Genomic DNA, 17,738 nt, shown 5'->3' with positions numbered 1-17,738 from the left:
TAATTTCAATTAATATGAAAAGTAGACCGCATTTATACTTTCAGGAGGGCTAATCCTTTGCAAACAGTTGAAACAAAATCGCCGACAGCATGGAAAAAAGTCCTGGTTATTTTAATATCACTGGTAGCAGTAGCGGTACTGTCGATCGCTACTTTTATCGCTATACCCGGAGAAAAAACAATGTTTGCTGGAACAAGACCTGCCAATATTGGGATTCAGTCAGGAAAACTCGCAGCGTGCCCGAATTCCCCCAACTGCGTCAGCAGCTTCAGTCAAGATGCCGAACACAAAATTGAGCCTTTGGCATACACTTCGTCCGCTGCGGAAGCTATGGTAAAGCTAAAAGGGGTAATCGAGTCCTATGGAAAAACTAAAATTATCACGGCAAGTGATAATTACTTGTATGCGGAGTTCACCAGTGCTTTGATGGGGTTTGTTGATGACGTTGAATTTTTGGTAGATGATGCAGCAAAAGTCATCCATGTGCGATCGGCTTCGCGTCTGGGACAGTCGGATATGGGAGTTAACCGCAGTCGGATAGAAGCTATCAGAACTCAATTCAATCAACTCTGAACTGAAAATTTCTAACTTTCCTGAAGCCCCTCTCCTGCAAGATGAGGGGCTTTGATATTTTGGTAATACTATGTAATGCTGATTTTTCACCACATAGTTAACAATTATTAACAGTAGGCACAATGCAAACGAGTATCCTGCAAGGGGAGTAGGACGCAGCAAGGCAGTATCCCTACGGTTGGCTTTGAGTTTTAATACTTGTTATAAGATTGACGATTGTAGAGTTTTACAATCTTTAAAATAGCTGAGTACGCTAGCATAGAAGCAGAGATGCCGTAGTATTCCTATAGTATTAAACAACCTAAATTATACACTTCTGACTTTAGGGAGAGGGAAGTTAGCGAATTAATTTCTACTATTAACTTAAGTAGAGCAAAGAGGAAAAAACACATGGCACTTCAAAGATTAGCAGAATTTTATCCTAACTATCAGGAAGAAATCTTTGCTGGAGACGACATCAAGGGATTTGATGTTTATGCTGGCGACTCTGATGAAAAAGTAGGCACGGTTTATGATGCTTTAGTTGATGACACTGGTCGTTTCCGCTATCTGGTAATTGACACCGGTATTTGGATTTTTGGCAAAAAAGTATTGTTGCCGATCGGCTCGGCCCGCTTCGACTATGGAGCCCGTCGCGTCCACGCCACAGGTCTTCGCAACAAAGCTCAAGCAGAACAATTGCCGGCTTACAATGATTTAGAAGCAGTAGATTACGATCGCGAAGAACAGGTAAGAGGCGTCTACCGCAATCAAGAAACTGCCGCTGCAAGCACTGCAACTCCTGCTAGCTACGATCGCAGCAGCTACAGCTACGATATCGACCGCCCCCTCTACGAAACCAACGAACAGCAGCACCAAAATCTCAAGCTTTATGAAGAACGCTTGATTGCCAACAAACACCGCGCAAAAACAGGCGAAGTAGCAGTTGGCAAGCGCGTGGAAACTGAAACAGCGCGAGCTTCAGTACCCATTGAAAAAGAACGAGTTGTAATCGATCGAGTAACCCCGGTAGAAGCGGGTCGAGTAGTTTCAGTCGGTGAGGCTGACTTCCAATCAGGGGAAGTTGCACGCATGGAAGTCTACGAAGAAACGGCCGACATTCACAAGGAAGCTTTTGTCCGGGAAGAAGTCAACGTCAGAAAAGAAGTTGTTCGCAGCACGGTTGAGGGCGAAGAAACCTTGCGTCGTGAAGAATTAGACGTTAAGACTGATGGAACTGCGGTTGTAGATAATAAAAATAACAATATCTAAACCAACCGCAACAGCTATTGCATAGGAATTGCGCCTTAATGACATAATTCTGTCACCGCGCAGGTTTGATTGGATTGGTAGCGATCGCACAATTCCTATGTGAGCGGCGGGGGGGGTACAAAACTTGTCTAGTTTTGGCAACGTTTATGCACTTTCCCCGCCTTTCCCAATTTCCCCTTACCAATTCATAATAAAAATCCCTAAGCAGGAAAGTTTAAAAAATGAACGGTCAAGCATCAGCAGAAAAGATAGCAACTGCCAAATCAATAACTCGTCTCAACCGGGTGCCTGAAAAAGTCAGAACTAAGCTAAAAAGTTTTACCGTCAAAGACAACAAAGGTCACTTGGTAGGCAAAATTAAAGATGTCTATTTTGATGCTAAAGGTCAGTTAAACTTTGTGGTGAGCGGGTTAGGTAGCGAAAATCCCCGCACTTTTTTATTAAGTATTAAGCTGCTCAAAAAAGTTGATTATCACCAAAAATCGCTGTTTGTAACTATTAATTCGGATCAAGTCGATATGCTGCCGGTAGTGTCGGCTAATGGCGCGCATCCGTATTTAGAAAATGCCTCTGAACCGGATAGTGAATTTAGCAACAGTGAGTTAACCAATCCCTCAACAGATATGTCAAATCTAACAGATGCCGAGCTCACAGATCCAAATTTGGAGACAGATGAGGATGAGGAAAACTTCGATATTGTCGATCAAGAAGTAATTCGCCTGCTAGAAGAACGATTGGTGATCAATCGCAGCAAGCGCAAAGTCGGCGAAGTCATAGTGCGTAAAGAAATTGAAACTCGGATGGTACAAGTACCCATCCAGTGGGAAAAGCTGATTGTCGAACAAGTCGGCGACGATCCGAAGGTGTTGGCAGAAATAGATTTAGGCGAGGGAAACATCACCGGTATAGATTTGACGGAGGTTAAGAGTGATCGCCATGAACCGACAGTTAAGGCGGAATTTACCTCTGTGCAGAAAGCTAGCAAAATCTTAAATTCGATCGCCTCTCAACCCCGTCACGGTTGCGTCAAAGTCCGCCTAGAACTCGTTCTCGAAGACAAGCAACTTGAGGATACTTACCAAAAATGGATGACGGAACACCACTCAGAGAGTTAAAATATTCGTCCTTTTCGGTGTAGATTTTAGCTATTAGCGAGAAACTTAAATCTAATAGCTGACTGTGGCGATAGATGCTGTGGGGAAAGTTCACCGCCATCTACTAAGATCGTCTTCGGTAAATTAACCGTGATTTTGGTAGAGGCGGGTTCACCAATATCTATAATATAAGCCCGATATCCGTCAACCTGTCCCGACCGGGCTATTTAAATTTTTAGCGATCGACCTCTCGACAAAATTGTAACGACTTGCGGTAAAATTGTGGTGGTCAAATTTAAAAGTATTTGAAAATGCCCAGCACAATCTCCGACATTAAAGTAAAAACGATCGCAGGCGAAGACAAGCAGCTAGGAGAGTACGCTGGCAAGGTACTCTTGATAGTTAATGTAGCTTCCAAATGTGGCTATACACCTCAATACAAAGGACTCGAAGAATTGAGCCAGAAGTACAGCGCGGCTGGACTCCGTGTTTTAGGATTTCCCTGCAACGACTTCGGAGGTCAAGAACCCGGAAGTAATCCAGAAATCGTCAATTTCTGTACTACTAAATACGGCGTCAGCTTTGAATTATTTGACAAAGTACGCGCTAAAGGCACTCAGCAGCACCCGCTGTACGCTAAGCTTACGAATGCAGTCGATCCCAAGGGTGAGGTTTCCTGGAATTTTGAGAAATTCTTAGTTAGCAAACAGGGTGAAGTGGTGGCCAGATTCCGCAGCAGTGTTGGTCCCGATTCGCCAGAACTAATCGCTGCTATTGAGCGAGAATTGGCACAATAAGAAGTTCGGCAACTAAGCTGTGTACAGGATTTAACTGATTTAACGGGTGGATGTTTAGGGAAGACGGAAGAAATTAATAGGCTTTTTTTATAATAAATTGATAGCTAATTTTTTTCTTCTGATATTCCCCATTGTGTGCAAGCACTCAACCATGAACAAATACCGATGATTGTATTTAATTGGAGAACAGTTTAATTTAATGGAAAATACATCGGGATTAGATTTAGTTGTAGGTGTACTTGCTTTCGCAATTCTGGCAGGTGGTCTGGCCATGCTATTTGTAGGCATGGCATCGTTTCCTAAAGAAAAATAATACTAATGGACAGGATGTGCGATCGCACAACTCGAATAAAAGTGTTGGTAGTGAGGACTGAAGTCCTCATAGAAATCGGGGGGTTCCACTCCTTACTACCAAATTAAAATGCTTATTTTACATGGCACCATCTGAATAAATCAAACTGCATTCAATTTGAACATTCGCAATTGACAATCATGCAAACTACCGAAAACAACGTCAAAATTGCCCTCGCGCCGGGGAATTTGCGCCGCGTTCACCATATCGCTTTAAACGTGCGCGACATGAAAGCTTCCCGGCACTTCTACGGTACAATTCTCGGCCTCCACGAACTAACAGGTGCAGAAATTCCCGCAACTTTAACAGAAATGGTAGCCGCTGGTAAAGTTGCTAATTTCGTCACTCCAGACGGCACTGTTATTGACTTATTTTGGCAGCCCGACTTGGAACCGCCAAACCCAGACCCGGAGAAAGCTTTTACCCGCGCCAACCACTTAGCCTTCGACATCGATCCGGCTTTGTTCGATCGCGCTTTGGAAGTGCTACAGTCAAATCAAATAGCGATCGATAGCGGCCCCGTCACTCGCGCTACAGGACGCGGCATTTACTTTTACGATCCTGATGGATTTATCATCGAAATCCGTTGTGATGCAGTTTAAACAGTCGCTATCTGGTTCTTGGTAGTCCGTCTAGCACCCTACATTTACTCTTTGGATCGCGGTGATCTGTAAACATCCTACCTTTAAAGTTGTTTTATTTTCCGTCTTGGCTAATAGGTTGCTTCGGCCAAGTAAACCGAAAAGTTGCTCCCTCACCTTCAGCAGATTCTAGGGAAATACTGCCCCCTTGACCTTCGACAATTTTTTTCACTAGGGACAAACCAATCCCAGTATTTTCTACTTTATCGCGAGCTTCCAAGGTCTGAAAAATCACAAAAACTTTATCGTGATATTGAGGAGCAATCCCCGGCCCGTCATCCTCTACAGAAAACTCGTAAAAATTATCTAACTCTTTAACCGATATTTTTACATGACCCGATTCAGCTCGGTTGTGCTTAATTGCGTTGCTAATTAAATTAGAAAAAACCTGCTGTAGCGGCAATTTTTCGGTCACAAAAGTTGGCATTCCCGGTTCAACTTTCACCTCAAATTCAGACGGCGGCGCCAACGAATCAATAATTTCTGCTAATAAATTCTCAACTTTTACCATTTCTGAAGGCACTTGAATCCGTCCGACGCGGGAATATTGCAGTAATCCCTCAATCAAACCTTCCATGCGGTGCACTCTGCCACGAAGCAGGTTCATTTGGTGCAAAGTATCCTCTGTCATCGACTCGCTGAGGTCTTCTTCTATCCAACTGCTGAGATTTGCGATCGCCCTGAGCGGCGCTTTCAAATCGTGAGAAACTACATAAGCAAACTGGTCTAATTCTTGATTCCGCTTTCTTAAAACATTCGTCGTTTGAGCCAGATTTTGGGCTGTCAACCTCAATTCTTGAGCACGTAACCGCAGCGATTCCTCCGCTTGTTTCCGATCCCTAATATCTTCAACCACACTCATCAGAAATTGACTGCCATCTTGTTCTCGCAGCAGCGAAACCGTTAAGTTTGCCCACACCAACTCGCCGTCTTTGCGGATGTAGCGCTTTTCCAGAGAAAAATTTTCAATTTCTCCTGCTAACAATTGGCGCAAAAGTTCCAGTTCGCTTGCCAAATCTCCAGGCCAAGTAATATCCTGAAATCTTTTCTCCACCAATTCTTGGCGGCTGTAGCCCAAAATTTCGCATAGTTTTTGATTGACTAACAGAAATTTGCCTTCCACACTCGCTTGAACCATGCCGACTGCGGCCTGCTCAAAAGTAGCGCGAAACCGCTGCGCGCTTTGGGCCAAAGCAATTTCTGAGCGTTTGCGATCGCTAATATCGTTGCTGATTTCCAAAATAGCAACCGGTTGATCTTGCTCGTCGTACTGCAAAGTCCAGCGGCTTGCCACCGTTATTTTTGTGCCGTCTTTTTTGGTTCGCACCAGTTCTCCTTGCCAAGAACCCTTCTCGAAAAATACTTTTTGAATTACCTCAAAAGGTTGGGCCCATTCTGTTTGTAAAAGCTTGTGAATATTTTTTCCTATTGCTTGCGACTTCCGCCACCCGTAAAGCCACTTCGCCCCCAAATTCCAATAAGAAATTGCCCCATTCAAGTCGAGGACCGCGATCGTATCGTTTGCCAAATCCAGCATTTGCGCTTGCTTTCGCAGAGTTTCCTCAGCTTGTTTCCGTCCTCTGGCATCGCGGCAAATCGCAATAAACAAGTGTTGATTTGCCAGACGCATTTCGCTGACAGCTAACTCCATCGGAAACTTCGTTCCGTCGTGTCGAATTCCAACCGTTTCTTGCTGGTAAGTCTTCAGCGTAGTATCTGGATGTAACACAAAATATTCGACCGAATAATCCCCCACGCTGCTGTGCGGCAGCGGTTGAGCGATCAGCCCCCGCAAGTTAGAGCCAATTATTCGATCGGCTTTCTCGCCAAAAATCTTTTCTGCTGCCCTATTAAAAGACTCAATATTTCCCTGTGCGTCCAAAGTAATAATACCGTCAGCCGCATTGTCTACCACAGCTTGAATGCGACTTTTACTTTCTTCCAAGCCTGCTTCCCGCTTCCTCAATTCCTTCTCTAAACTATCAAATAAATACCAGGAAGCCACTGCACCCAAACAGCCGGAAAGTAAACCCGCAACTTGCACAAAATTAATGAAATCTACCAACTCCCCTAATTGCCGATCTAGACTTTTCTGGTAGGCTTCGCCGGCATTAGCAAACACATTAATTTTTGCGCGCAGGTTCTCCCTCCTCAATTTGCCTTGAGTGAACACCTCAATTATTTCCGGCGACTGCATCCTTATTGCCGAACTGTCCAGCTTATTCAAAGTGTTTTGCAAGAAATTTATATGCTGTTCGGTACTTTTTTTAATTTCTTCAAATCGCTGAGCTTGCAGTTTGTTTTCTTGAGCCAAAACGTTGAGTTTAGCCAGCAGCGGAGGCAAACTCTTCTTTGCTTCTAAGTAGGGTGATAGAAATTCGCGGCGCTTTGTCAACCCATAACCCCTAACGCTCGTTTCCGCATCCACCACCAGGGTTATCATGCGGTTAGTTTCCTGAAGTATTTCCCTATTAGTATCTGCTCGCTTTCTTATCTGTAGGGCACTATCCCGGAGACCGGCAATTGCTAGCAGCGAAGCAAACAGAAAAATCATGGGAATAGCAATGATGACTGTTCCCCGCTGGCGAATTGGTCGGTCTGTCCATACAAAGTGGAGGCAGCGATCGAGCAAATACTTCACGGATATTGAAGGAGAAAGTTTGCTGCCAGTATATCGCTTTTTGACAGTTTAAGCTATGGATAAGTTTGTTTTGTTTGGTTTGACGAGCGCCGGGGACTAACCGTGGAAACTAGATTAGACCCCTGCAATAGCTACCTGCTGACACTAACAGCAGATTTTTTGGCACGTTGTTTAAACTGAGGCACGGAAAAAGAAAGGACTTTTTTCGAGACCGAGACTGCAGGCGAAGTAGAAAGGATAGTTTCTGCTTTACCTTCGTTTTCGCCTTCGGCTTCTGCTTTTAAACTAGAGTCTGTTTCACAAGTGTTTGGAACACTTGTAACTACAGTAGTCCACCTGCCTGTAGCCGGATCGCGATAACAAGTAAAAGGATTTATTTTTAGCGGTTGACTGCAAGGTTTAATCATGTAGATGCACTCCTTTGATTCTGAGAAATTGTGCATTGCTTTCAGCAGCATTGCTATCTCGCCAGTAGAAGCAGTATGAAGGCAAAAAGCAGAATTGTGTTTCTGCGTCCAGAGACTTTTGAAACTTCCTGATTTCCTGTTAACTTTTGCCTTCTACCGCTTCGCGACCATAGCATTACTTTTACCAAATTGCCTGTCTGGAAGCAACCCCCCCACCCCCTTAATTAGGTTGAGGTGGGACTTGTGAATGCAGCGAGGCGCTCGATCGTGCCTGCAGGACAATCTTGGAATAATATAGGTATTCTAGGCTGAAAAAAAATGCTACTGTGTGATCGACAACAGAGGTCGATCGCGATCGGTGTCACAATTAAAAAGGGAATTGGTAATTGGTAATGGCTAATTTGTAACGGGGGAATGGGTAATTGGGTAATTCTTCCCTCTTTTGCCATCCGTTAAATCCGTTAAATCCAGTACAAAATTCCAGGCATAACCCACCCTTTAAATCCCTTAAATCTCCTACATTTCTAGTTGCCAAACTTGCTTCTAACTAATATCAACTTCTGCCTTTAAGTGAACAGTAAAAGTAGAGCCAAGATCCAACTGACTCTCAACAGTGATATCGCCGCCCATCATCTGGCAAAACAAGCGGCTAATGGCCAATCCTAAACCGGTGCCACCGTACTTGCGAGTAGTCGAAGCGTCTCCTTGAATAAAAGGTTCAAACACACCCTGCTGCTGTTCTGCCGACATTCCAATCCCCGTATCAGATACCTGCAAATAAACCCAATCGCTGTCGCCTGCTGGTTCGCGAGTCGCGCTCAACAGCACCGTTCCACCTTCGGTAAACTTCAGGGCATTGGATAGCAAATTAAAAAGAATTTGCCGGACTTTAGTCAAATCTGCATACATCACCCCCAAATTTTCAGAGCAAGAAACTTGCAATTGATTGTGATTTTTTTCGACCAAAGGGTGCAAAGTGGCAACGACTTCTTCTATTAAATTAGTGAGGTCAAATTTTTCTAAATAAAGCTCCATCCGACCGGCTTCTATCTTAGAAAGGTCTAGAATATCGTTAATTAAAGTGAGCAAATGTTTGCCGGCGTTATAAATTTTTTGGGTATCGGGAATGATGTCTTCGAGTCCCGTTTCCCGTGCTTCTTCTTGTAGCATTTCGCTGTAACCGATAATCGCGTTTAGCGGTGTCCGCAGCTCGTGGCTCATATTGGCTAAAAAAGTGCTTTTAGCTCTCGAAGCTGCTTCAGCTTTGTGTAAGGCTTCTTGCAAGGCTATTTCCGCTCTTTTGCGCTCGGCAATTTCGATTCGGAGCAGTTTATTGGCGGCGGTGAGTTGAGCGGTGCGCTGATCGACGGTCATTTCTAGCTGCGCTTTGGCTTTGGAGAGGGCTTCCTGAGCCCGCTGGCGCTCAAATCCTTCGATCGCCAGCGCTACCAAATTTGCCAAAGAATCAGCGAAGGTGCGCTCCTCCAGAGCCCACTGGCGGGGCGCGCCGATATGTTCGAGAGAGAGGATGCCCACGATCTGGCCGCCGAGCCTAATTGCTACATTTAATATGGATGAATTGGGCTTGCTGGCATTTGGCCGCACAGCGGAATTTTCGGCTAGCGAAGATGATTGGGACAAATTTGTGTGTAGAGAGTTTTGAGTCTTTGTCGTAGGTTCTAAAGCATTCTCCGATCGCAAATTTTCGCCCGGTGCGTCGCCTTCCACATCTAAAATTGATAAATTCAAATCGCTCGCCGATATGGACTCCCGGCTCAAATGATTCTCCTGGGTGCGATCGTACAAGTCGAGACAAACTAATTTGGGGTTGGGGATTTTAAACTTAGAATGATTAACCCCCTCGTCTTCGTCTGGAGCAGCGGCCTCTTTATCGAGTGGCCCTGTTTGGTTGTGGGCGAGCACTCTCTCGGTAAAATTTAGCTGGGGATCGCTCGGGTATCGAGTTCCAAATTTTCCATGGTTGTAAAGCCAGACGCTGACTTTTTCCACATCCAAAGTCCGGGCTGCAGCCTCAGTAATTTCGCGAATTCCCACATTCAGCGCACCGCTGTTGAGAGTTCTCTGCCTACCTAGCTGCAACAAAGCCAAACTCTGGCGGCGGAGACGCTTTTCGCTTTCTTGGAGGGTTTGTTCTGCTTCCTTGCGCTGGGTGAGGTCGTACAAGGCGCACAATGCCGTCTGCTGCCCGTTAAATACCAGCGACTGAACCGAGATCATCGCCCAGAAAGCGGTGCCGTCTGATTTTTTGCAGTGGAGTTCGTAGTTTTGGAGGTATCCGTTTTTAGCAAGTGCCTCCAGTACCTTTGGGCGATCGGCGGGGTTCAAGTAAAAGTCTGGAGTGCTGCAGCCGATCAATTTTTCTAGGGGTATGTTCAGGAGAGAAGCCAATTGAGCGTTCGCATACATAATTAAGCCGTCACAGAGGCGAGAAACTAATATCGGCACCGGAGTTGCCGAGGCGATCGCCCGAAACTGCTCTTCGCTTGAACGCAGCGCCAACTGAGCTTTGCTCAGCAAGTGAGCTTCCATCGTATCTGAATGTTCGGTGGTAGTCTCCAGCAAAAGTTCTAGGTCAACCTTTTCGCGCTTCAAGTTTTCAAGTTCCGCACTCAGCCGCTGAACGTCGAAAAGTAGCTGTTCTGTCGAGGGTTCTTCCTGCATAGCAATTGAAAATTGGTAATTTTTAGTCGGTTCTGAAGTTTTTTAGGGTTTTGTGCTAGTTTAACTATGACTTATTCCGATTAACTTCAGCCACCCTCATCCTGGTTCTCCGACTTAGCCGACGATTCATCTTTACCTTTTATCGTTGCTATTCGAATTCTAAGTGCAAGGAAGGCATCAGCCGCTGCAAGTTCTTCAGGGATTTGATCTGCCAGGGGATGTGTTTAGAACCTTTGATGGCGATTTGAATATTTTTTTGCTGGCGCACTTTGATCACAAATTTTGAGACAATATTAATTCCAGAGCTATTTAAAAATTCTAGCTTTCGCAAGTCTAGAGTAACGGTGTTTGGGCAGGAGTCAGCCACTTCGTTGAGCAGATCGACGATCGGTGCGTATTCTTCCACCTGGCTGAGTCGGAACGAGCCGCTACAGGTTACTGTTTGCGTAGCGCGATCGTACTGGATCGTGTAATCTTTGGTCTGAATCTCCATACTTTTGTCAGTTGCCGGTTTTGAGTGGTAAAGGGGCTTTGGCTGCGTGAGCGAGGATTGAGCTTCAGGCTAGCACGATCAAACTTCAGCCGTTTGCCGAATGCCGAATGCCTTTGGGGGTATAACTTTTATTACATATACTGCCAACTGTACCATTGTCGTAGGGCAGTTATGAGTTATTTGAAGATTTATCGGTTGTGATACCAGTTGGAATAAAAAATGCAACTGTTTACTAGCTCTCAACCCTGGTAGTCATCAGTCATTGCCAATCTAACATCTCAAATCTCAAATCTCAAATTGTATGAGTTGTGGGGGTTAACGAGACCAACTTTTTCTGCTGTTCCGAGCTATCAATTCGATTTTTTTCTCAACTTAAGTATTGACAAAATTACCAAAATGTGAGACATATTTCACATCAGACACAGAAGTGAAGGGGAGAATATTTAATGGCAATTTCAGGAATTACAGAAAAGCTTTTGGCGGCTAAAAAAGCTAAGGGAATTAGTTTTGCAGATTTGGAAAAAGTTTTGGGGCGCGACGAAGTTTGGATTGCCGCGGTTATTTACCGTCAAGCTACCGCATCAGAAGATGAAGCCGAGAAAATTGTCTCGGCTTTGGGGCTAGATAGCGAGACGGCTGCGGTTCTCTGTGAACCTCCGTTAAAAGGTTCTTTGGAGGCCTCGGTTCCGGTTGACCCCCTGATTTATCGTTTTTATGAAATTATGCAGGTTTACGGGATGCCACTCAAAGCAGTGATTCACGAAAAATTTGGTGACGGGATTATGAGCGCGATCGACTTTACTATGGATGTCGAGAAAGAAGCAGACCCAAAAGGCGATCGAGTGAAAATAATTATGTCAGGAAAATTTTTGGCATACAAAAAATGGTAAGCCCGGGCCACTTTACTTTCAAGTGAAAATGAAAAATTCAAATTGGCTCGAATGACTCATGACTAATGACTAAAGCCTCAAAAGTGTTAACTTAGAAATAGAGATCGCGAAGCTTGACTGGCTTGGGTGTCCGATCGGGAAACCCTTCTAGGGCAAAGCTAAGGTCGCTCCCGCGGCAACTTCCCCAGTCGAAACAAGCAACCGCAACCGTAAATTAAGAGGCAAATATGTCAAAATATGACTCCCATCTCAGATGCTCCTTTTGCGGCAAATCGCAAGAGTACGTCCGCAAGTTAATAGCTGGGCCCGGCGTCTACATTTGCGATGAATGCGTGGAACTGTGCAATGAAATTTTAGAGGAGGAGTTCTTTGACTCCAGTAAAACAATTGGTCAACAGATTCCCCAATCAGAGGTGCGAGAGTCTCAGGGACAAGGAACGCGGCGCCCGGGTCGATCGAATAAATCGAAAATCGTTTTAGCTCAAATTCCGAAACCAACAGAGATTAAGCAGCATTTAGACAACCACGTCATCGGCCAACATTCAGCAAAAAAAGTCCTTTCTGTAGCAGTTTATAACCACTACAAGCGCTTGAGCGTTGACCAAGCTAAAGATAGCGACAAGTCTTCCTCTGACAGCGATGTAGAACTGCAAAAATCCAACATCCTGCTAGTGGGCCCCACAGGTTGTGGCAAAACTTTGTTAGCGCAAAGTTTGGCGCAAATGCTCGAAGTGCCCTTTGCGGTAGCGGATGCGACGACACTGACTGAAGCTGGATATGTCGGCGACGATGTAGAAAATATCTTGCTGCGGCTGTTGCAAATGTCCGATTTTGATGTTGAAGCGGCGCAGCGGGGCATTATTTATATTGATGAAATTGACAAGATTGCTCGCAAAAGCGAAAACACTTCGATCACTAGGGATGTATCGGGAGAAGGTGTGCAGCAAGCGCTGCTAAAAATGTTGGAAGGAACAGTGGTTAATGTTCCCCCGCAAGGCGGCCGCAAACATCCTTACCAAGATTTTATTCAAGTTGACACTAGCAAAATTCTATTTATTTGTGGCGGTGCTTTTGTCGGTTTGGAAAAAATAGTTGAACAGCGTTTGGGTAAAAAATCCTTGGGCTTTATTCAGCCAACAGAAAGCGACAGCAACTCGACTTTGCCGGCGAAAGACAAGCGGGCCGCTGATATTTTACAGCAGGTACAGCCGGACGATTTAGTCAAGTTTGGTTTGATTCCTGAGTTTGTCGGGCGGATTCCGGTGGTAACGGTGATTTCGCCGCTGGATGAAGCAGCTTTGATGCAGATATTGACTGAGCCCCGGAATGCGCTGGTGAAGCAGTATCAAAAGCTGTTGAAGATGGACAGCGTGGAATTGGAATTTCAGCCGGAAGCGCTGCGGGCGATCGCCCAGGAAGCCTATCGTCGCAAAACTGGCGCGAGAGCTCTCCGCAGCATTTTAGAGGAGTTAATGCTGGATGTGATGTACGAGTTGCCTTCTCGCAAGGATGTGGCTCACTGTATGATTACTCCTGAAATGGTCGAGAAGCGATCGACTGCCGAATTGCTGTGGCACCCCGCATGGCGCAAACAGCACGAAACAGCTTAATTGGTCATCTGTAGGGTGCTTGTGGCGCACCCTACAAGCTTGGCAAATTTACTTTATGACAGACAGCTTAAAAAAATGTCAACAGAGATACATAAAACAAGTGAAACATACAGCGTTTCATTATTTAGTCTGGTGGTACGGACTGTAATTTACAGCGGATTTTTTGCTGGCATACTAGCATCTTTTTACAATTTCAAACTCAACACTATTGTGATGTCAAGCAGTGCGCGATGGCCACAAGTGAAACAAGATATTACTTCGATCAATGAAGCGCAGCAAGCTTACTATGCAAAAAATAACAAATTTAGTGATTCCCTGGAAGGGTTGGGTGTCAAAATGAGAGCCACAAATAACTATAAGTACAAAATTCTGTCATCATCAATAATGAACCCATTTCAAATCTTGGAGAATAAGCGCGAACCAGCACAAGTTGAAAGCGCGAGCGTCGTGATTGCTATACCTATAGGTGAAGAATGGGAAGGCACAAGGTACGGCGCAGTATATAGAGGAGCAGTATTTGCTTTCAAAAAAGATGTTAGCAATCAACTAACAACAATTTCAATCATTTGCGAAAGCGAGCCGTCAAGTGAGGGGTATGCAAGCTATCCGATTCAGCCAACTTTTGACGGCACAAAAACTGACTGCCCGCCCTATACAACTATTTTAAGGTAATACCTTTAAACTATTTTGGGCCATTCTTTGATTGTCTAAATAAAATTCAAACTTCCAATTCCCAGGTTGCTCATAATTTTTAAAGTTGTACCCGCACCAAGTTTTTAGTCTATCTGCAGTTGTCATTAAACGAGATTGACCCTGAGCCACCAATTTTCCTTGAGGGTTAAATAACTTACAAATACCTTGATATTCTCCCTTTGACAAGTTAGTGACACTGACCGCAAAATAGACTTTCTGTTGTTTTTTTAAAGACACAAAATCTATAATTTTGGGGGATATTATCTCGCTAGTTAACATCACTTGAGTCACAGGTTTTAAATTCGGTTTTCTGGCTTCGGATTGAGATTTAACTACTTGTTGAGGTTTAGGAGATTTCAGGATAAACGGGATAAAAATAGCAGCACTTGCTGTCAACACTCCGATTGATATGAGTGGAAGTTTTGATGTTTTAGGCTGGCGAACTACCTTCAGGGGAATTAAATCATTGAGGGCTGCATCTGCGGAAGCATAGCGGTGTTTCAAATTCGGTTGCACCATTTTTTGCAGCCAGTCAAGAAATTCTGGAGTTAGCTGCGGTAAGCGATATTTAAAATTAATCCGCCCCGTGTCGTCCATCAAGCTGCCAATTTCGGTAGAATTGATGCCGATTAGCAAGCAAATTAGCGTGGCGCCGAGACTGTATAAATCGGATGCGACTGTTAGCTGGCGGTTGAACATTTGTTCTGGCGGCATAAAGCCCAAGGTGCCTTTGACAACGCTGCTGGCAGCGACTTCTCCCCCGCCGATTCTAGCAAATCCGAAATCGACAAGGCTGACATTGAGGCGATCGTCCACCAAGATATTTTCCGGCTTTAAATCTCGGTGGATAACTGGCGGCACCCGGTTTTGCAGGTATTTGAGTATTTCTAACACAGAAATAGCAATTTGCTTGGTTTTTTTCGGTGTTTGCTGCGGCGAAGTTGCCAGGGAATTAGCATTTTTGTATTCCTGTACCATGCAGAAACCCGATGCAGTTTGGAAAGAATCTAAATAACGGGGAATGTTCGGGTTATCGAGGGCCCGCAAAATCTGAATTTCTTTTTCATAAGCTTGATATTCCGCCCAATTAGCACCAGTCTGGGCAAATTGAAATTGTTTGACAACAACGGAACGTTTGGTATTAATTTCGGTAGCGAGATAGGTAACTCTACCGCCCGCGCGGTTGTGTCCGAGTTCGCAAGTTACTTGATAGCCGTAGTTGGAAAAATCAGGAAAATCATTCATAGCTTGGCAATCACAACTTCAGTTCCAAAAAGGTTTGTAGTAAGCACTTCAGTCCTCAAAAAATCAGTAAAACAAGCGAGCCATTATTTAAGGTTTAATTAAACTTGCTTGTAATTTGCGATAATTAGCAATAATTCTATTCGGTTTAAAAACAATCATCTCAAGTAATGGAATAGCCGTGACAGCTAAAGAGGCGATTGTCGCTCCTCCTACAGCTACTATTTCCATTGGTTCCACCCATTCTCGTTGATCGACAACGTTTAAAAACAGTCGAAATGCTACTACCAAACTAGTACAAAATCCAGCAACTAGAAAATTTATTTTGTTGCGATATATGTTAATCATTCTTCTCAGGGTAGTCTGCTTGTCAATCGGATTATGAAAAATCTTATAAACTATCATGCAAGACAAATTAGTTAGCAAATTGGTTAGCAAAATAAAAATTGCTGCCCAGGAAAAGTCACCCTCGATCATTGCCCCGATAATAAGCAATGCAAATAATAAAAATTGCCCTATAATAGCAATAGTCATAGCCAAAGCCCTATTAATCATACTTCCAAGTGCAGCTCCACATAAACTAAAGAATATCAGCGCAATTACCATCCAGAGCGAGGCAGCAATTGATAAAATTGTATTGTTCGATTTGGAGAAATTACCAATAACTTCAATAAAAAAAGACCGACCAAAAAAATATAAAATTAATCCTAGTAGCGACCCCAATAATCCTCCTAGCCAAGTTTTTTTATTTCCATTTGATTCGGCTAAGAGCGTGATTTCAGCAACTGCAAATCCATAGACTAAGCTCATAATAATACCGAAAGCAATGTTATAGGCGTCGCCCCTATTAAAGAGAAAGCCGAATAACACCAAGCAGCAGATAAAAATCAGGTTGCGTTTAGACAATAAAGTAGTTAGTTCTGGTATAGGGAGGGGAGCTGTTGTGACTTTGATTTTGAGTTTATAAGTGTCGGGGTCAGAATTAGTATGCAAGATTATATAGCGCTCATAAGCTTGACTTGCCAGCAATTGTTTGGTATCAACTATGATTTTGCAAGCAACATTATTGTTCTCAAATTTCTGCGGCTCAAACGAGATCCAAGGGTGGTCGTAAGGTGTGTGTGGCGGGTCGTTCGGATGCGCGGCAACTTCCCATCTGCCCGCAAGCATTGTATCTGGAATTGGGTTGCTAATTTCGATTGTTTCTGTTATTGTTTCTCCCAATTGTGTAGCGGTTAATTCCAGGCGATCGCGATTACTTCTGACTTTCGGCAAGCGGCTAACATCGAGAGATTCCAGAACGGCTAAAGCATTAGCGGCTGACTTGTATCGGTCTTGCAATCTCGGTGCTACCATCCTTTCCAGCCAGTTCATCCAACCCTGCTGCAACGGCGGTACTAAATGCCGAAAATGAATGCTATAATTATCACCGATCAAGTTGCCGACATCCCCAGATTTCGTACCAGTTAACAAACAAATTAGCGTCGCACCCAAGCCGTAAAGGTCGGATGCTTGTGTTAATTCCCGGTTAAACATTTGCTCTGGTGGCATGAATCCCATTGTGCCTTTGACTACGCTGCTGGCGGCGATGTTTCCGCCTCCCAAGCGCGCAAAACCGAAGTCTACTAGGTAAACATTTAACTCGTCATCGATTAACAAGTTTTCCGGTTTGATGTCGCGGTGGATTACGGGCGGTTTTTGGGATTGCAGGTAAGCTAGAATTTCTAAAGTTGCGATCGCAATTTGTTTGATATCCGGCGGCGAAAAAGTCCGGGCGACAGCAGATTCGGCATTTTTGTATTCCTGCACCATGCAGAAACCGCTGTCAGTTTGAAAAGAATCTAGATAGCGTGGAATGCCAGGACTATCAAGATTTTGCAAAACTTTAATTTCTTGTTCATAAGCTTGGTATTCTTCCCAGCTAGCACCTAATTGGGCAAATTGAAATTGCTTAATTACAACAGATTTTTTTGTGTAAATTTTTGTGGCGAGATAGGTGACGCGGCCGCCCAAACTGTTGTATCCGAGTTCGCGACTTATTTGATAGCCATGTTGGGAAAAGTCAGGAAAAGCGTTCATAGGTAATTACTATGGTTGGTAGTAAGGACTTTAGTCCTGAAGCCGTTATCTTATAAGGACTAAAGTCCTTACTACGAAGGAAAGGATCGCTCCTACAAACATAACTTTTTTGAAAAAAGGCGGCAAGTGCGGTATGATGTGATTTCGCGATCGGTTCTAGCGGGGAGCAGCCGTTAGAGGAAACGGGGAAAGTTCGGTGCAAGTCCGGCGCTGTCCCGCAACTGTAATGAAACGCTTGTTGTTTCTAAAGTCAGAATGCCCGCCGATATCTAACTCACTTTTGAACGCATCTG

The 17,738-nt window shown here is 44.3% G+C and carries 14 protein-coding genes and 1 riboswitch; of the genes, 8 read left to right on the top strand and 6 right to left on the bottom strand.

All coding sequences use genetic code 11. The features are described 5' to 3' along the window. Positions 1-57 precede the first annotated feature (57 nt). The 5 genes from QUA23_RS18275 (at position 58) to QUA23_RS18255 (ending at position 4,669) form a co-directional block, all read left to right on the top strand. Positions 58-573: a DUF1499 domain-containing protein gene (locus QUA23_RS18275; RefSeq protein ID WP_333077509.1), complete on the top strand. Its 516-nt coding sequence runs from the start codon at positions 58-60 to the stop codon at positions 571-573. 390 nt (positions 574-963) lie between these two features. Beyond that, a complete protein-coding gene (locus QUA23_RS18270; protein ID WP_333077507.1) occupies positions 964-1,824 on the top strand; it encodes a DUF2382 domain-containing protein in 861 nt (286 codons plus the stop codon). 221 nt (positions 1,825-2,045) lie between these two features. Continuing rightward, positions 2,046-2,939, top strand: a complete 894-nt coding sequence (locus QUA23_RS18265; RefSeq protein ID WP_333077506.1) for a DUF2382 domain-containing protein — start codon at positions 2,046-2,048, stop codon at positions 2,937-2,939. A gap of 290 nt (positions 2,940-3,229) precedes the next feature. Continuing rightward, on the top strand, positions 3,230-3,715 hold the full coding sequence (locus QUA23_RS18260; protein ID WP_333077505.1) for a glutathione peroxidase: 486 nt from the start codon (positions 3,230-3,232) through the stop codon (positions 3,713-3,715). A 492-nt stretch (positions 3,716-4,207) separates the two neighbouring features. Continuing rightward, positions 4,208-4,669 (top strand): VOC family protein, encoded by a 462-nt coding sequence (locus QUA23_RS18255; RefSeq protein ID WP_333077503.1) that lies wholly within the window; start codon positions 4,208-4,210, stop codon positions 4,667-4,669. Between the two features lie 94 nt (positions 4,670-4,763). On the opposite strand, the gene QUA23_RS18250 is transcribed toward QUA23_RS18255, so the two are convergent. The 4 genes from QUA23_RS18250 to QUA23_RS18235 form a co-directional block, all read right to left on the bottom strand. Further along, entirely contained in the window at positions 4,764-7,349 is a 2,586-nt protein-coding gene (locus QUA23_RS18250; protein WP_333077501.1) for a PAS domain S-box protein, read from the bottom strand. Between the two features lie 131 nt (positions 7,350-7,480). After that, a complete protein-coding gene (locus tag QUA23_RS18245; RefSeq protein WP_333067614.1) occupies positions 7,481-7,807 on the bottom strand; it encodes a hypothetical protein in 327 nt (108 codons plus the stop codon). A 492-nt stretch (positions 7,808-8,299) separates the two neighbouring features. Next, complete coding sequence (locus tag QUA23_RS18240) at positions 8,300-10,438, bottom strand: ATP-binding protein (RefSeq protein WP_333077500.1); 2,139 nt, start codon at positions 10,436-10,438, stop codon at positions 8,300-8,302. 148 nt (positions 10,439-10,586) lie between these two features. Beyond that, entirely contained in the window at positions 10,587-10,931 is a 345-nt protein-coding gene (locus tag QUA23_RS18235) for a slr1659 superfamily regulator (protein ID WP_333077499.1), read from the bottom strand. Positions 10,932-11,377: 446 nt separating this feature from the next. On the opposite strand from QUA23_RS18235, the gene cynS reads away from it, so the two are divergent. The 3 genes from cynS to QUA23_RS18220 all read left to right on the top strand — a co-directional run bounded on the left by cynS (position 11,378) and on the right by QUA23_RS18220 (position 14,103). Next, positions 11,378-11,821 carry a cyanase gene (gene cynS / locus QUA23_RS18230; RefSeq protein ID WP_333077498.1) on the top strand — a complete coding sequence of 148 codons (444 nt, stop codon included), beginning with the start codon at positions 11,378-11,380 and terminating at the stop codon, positions 11,819-11,821. 227 nt (positions 11,822-12,048) lie between these two features. Beyond that, on the top strand, positions 12,049-13,431 hold the full coding sequence (gene clpX / locus QUA23_RS18225; protein ID WP_333077496.1) for an ATP-dependent protease ATP-binding subunit ClpX: 1,383 nt from the start codon (positions 12,049-12,051) through the stop codon (positions 13,429-13,431). Positions 13,432-13,506: 75 nt separating this feature from the next. Continuing rightward, entirely contained in the window at positions 13,507-14,103 is a 597-nt protein-coding gene (locus QUA23_RS18220) for a type IV pilin-like G/H family protein (protein ID WP_333077494.1), read from the top strand. Here the strand turns inward: QUA23_RS18220 and QUA23_RS18215 are convergent. Together QUA23_RS18215 and QUA23_RS18210 are read right to left on the bottom strand one after the other, a co-directional pair. Beyond that, positions 14,095-15,369 carry a serine/threonine-protein kinase gene (locus QUA23_RS18215; protein WP_333077493.1) on the bottom strand — a complete coding sequence of 425 codons (1,275 nt, stop codon included), beginning with the start codon at positions 15,367-15,369 and terminating at the stop codon, positions 14,095-14,097. The two genes, QUA23_RS18220 and QUA23_RS18215, sit on opposite strands and share 9 nt — an antisense overlap. A gap of 87 nt (positions 15,370-15,456) precedes the next feature. Further along, positions 15,457-17,445, bottom strand: coding sequence for a serine/threonine-protein kinase (locus tag QUA23_RS18210; RefSeq protein WP_333077492.1), 1,989 nt, complete (start codon positions 17,443-17,445; stop codon positions 15,457-15,459). Positions 17,446-17,579: 134 nt separating this feature from the next. Then, a riboswitch (cobalamin riboswitch) is annotated at positions 17,580-17,726 on the top strand. Positions 17,727-17,738 lie beyond the last annotated feature (12 nt).

Source organism: Microcoleus sp. Pol1C5, from assembly GCF_036701115.1.
Classification (GTDB): Bacteria; Cyanobacteriota; Cyanobacteriia; order Cyanobacteriales; family Microcoleaceae; genus Microcoleus.
The sequence above is the reverse complement of the archived record's forward strand: the minus strand, read 5'-3'. Positions and strand labels throughout refer to the sequence as shown.

Bases quoted from the DNA above. Each gene is read 5' to 3' on its own strand.
- QUA23_RS18240 (WP_333077500.1), bottom strand. From the start codon at position 10,438: ATGCAGGAAGAACCCTCGACAGAACAGCTACTTTTCGACGTTCAGCGG.
- QUA23_RS18260 (WP_333077505.1), top strand. From the start codon at position 3,230: ATGCCCAGCACAATCTCCGACATTAAAGTAAAAACGATCGCAGGCGAA.
- QUA23_RS18265 (WP_333077506.1), top strand. From the start codon at position 2,046: ATGAACGGTCAAGCATCAGCAGAAAAGATAGCAACTGCCAAATCAATA.
- QUA23_RS18245 (WP_333067614.1), bottom strand. From the start codon at position 7,807: ATGCTGCTGAAAGCAATGCACAATTTCTCAGAATCAAAGGAGTGCATC.
- clpX (WP_333077496.1), top strand. From the start codon at position 12,049: ATGTCAAAATATGACTCCCATCTCAGATGCTCCTTTTGCGGCAAATCG.
- QUA23_RS18215 (WP_333077493.1), bottom strand. From the start codon at position 15,369: ATGAATGATTTTCCTGATTTTTCCAACTACGGCTATCAAGTAACTTGC.
- QUA23_RS18220 (WP_333077494.1), top strand. From the start codon at position 13,507: ATGTCAACAGAGATACATAAAACAAGTGAAACATACAGCGTTTCATTA.
- QUA23_RS18270 (WP_333077507.1), top strand. From the start codon at position 964: ATGGCACTTCAAAGATTAGCAGAATTTTATCCTAACTATCAGGAAGAA.
- QUA23_RS18210 (WP_333077492.1), bottom strand. From the start codon at position 17,445: ATGAACGCTTTTCCTGACTTTTCCCAACATGGCTATCAAATAAGTCGC.
- QUA23_RS18235 (WP_333077499.1), bottom strand. From the start codon at position 10,931: ATGGAGATTCAGACCAAAGATTACACGATCCAGTACGATCGCGCTACG.
- QUA23_RS18255 (WP_333077503.1), top strand. From the start codon at position 4,208: ATGCAAACTACCGAAAACAACGTCAAAATTGCCCTCGCGCCGGGGAAT.
- cynS (WP_333077498.1), top strand. From the start codon at position 11,378: ATGGCAATTTCAGGAATTACAGAAAAGCTTTTGGCGGCTAAAAAAGCT.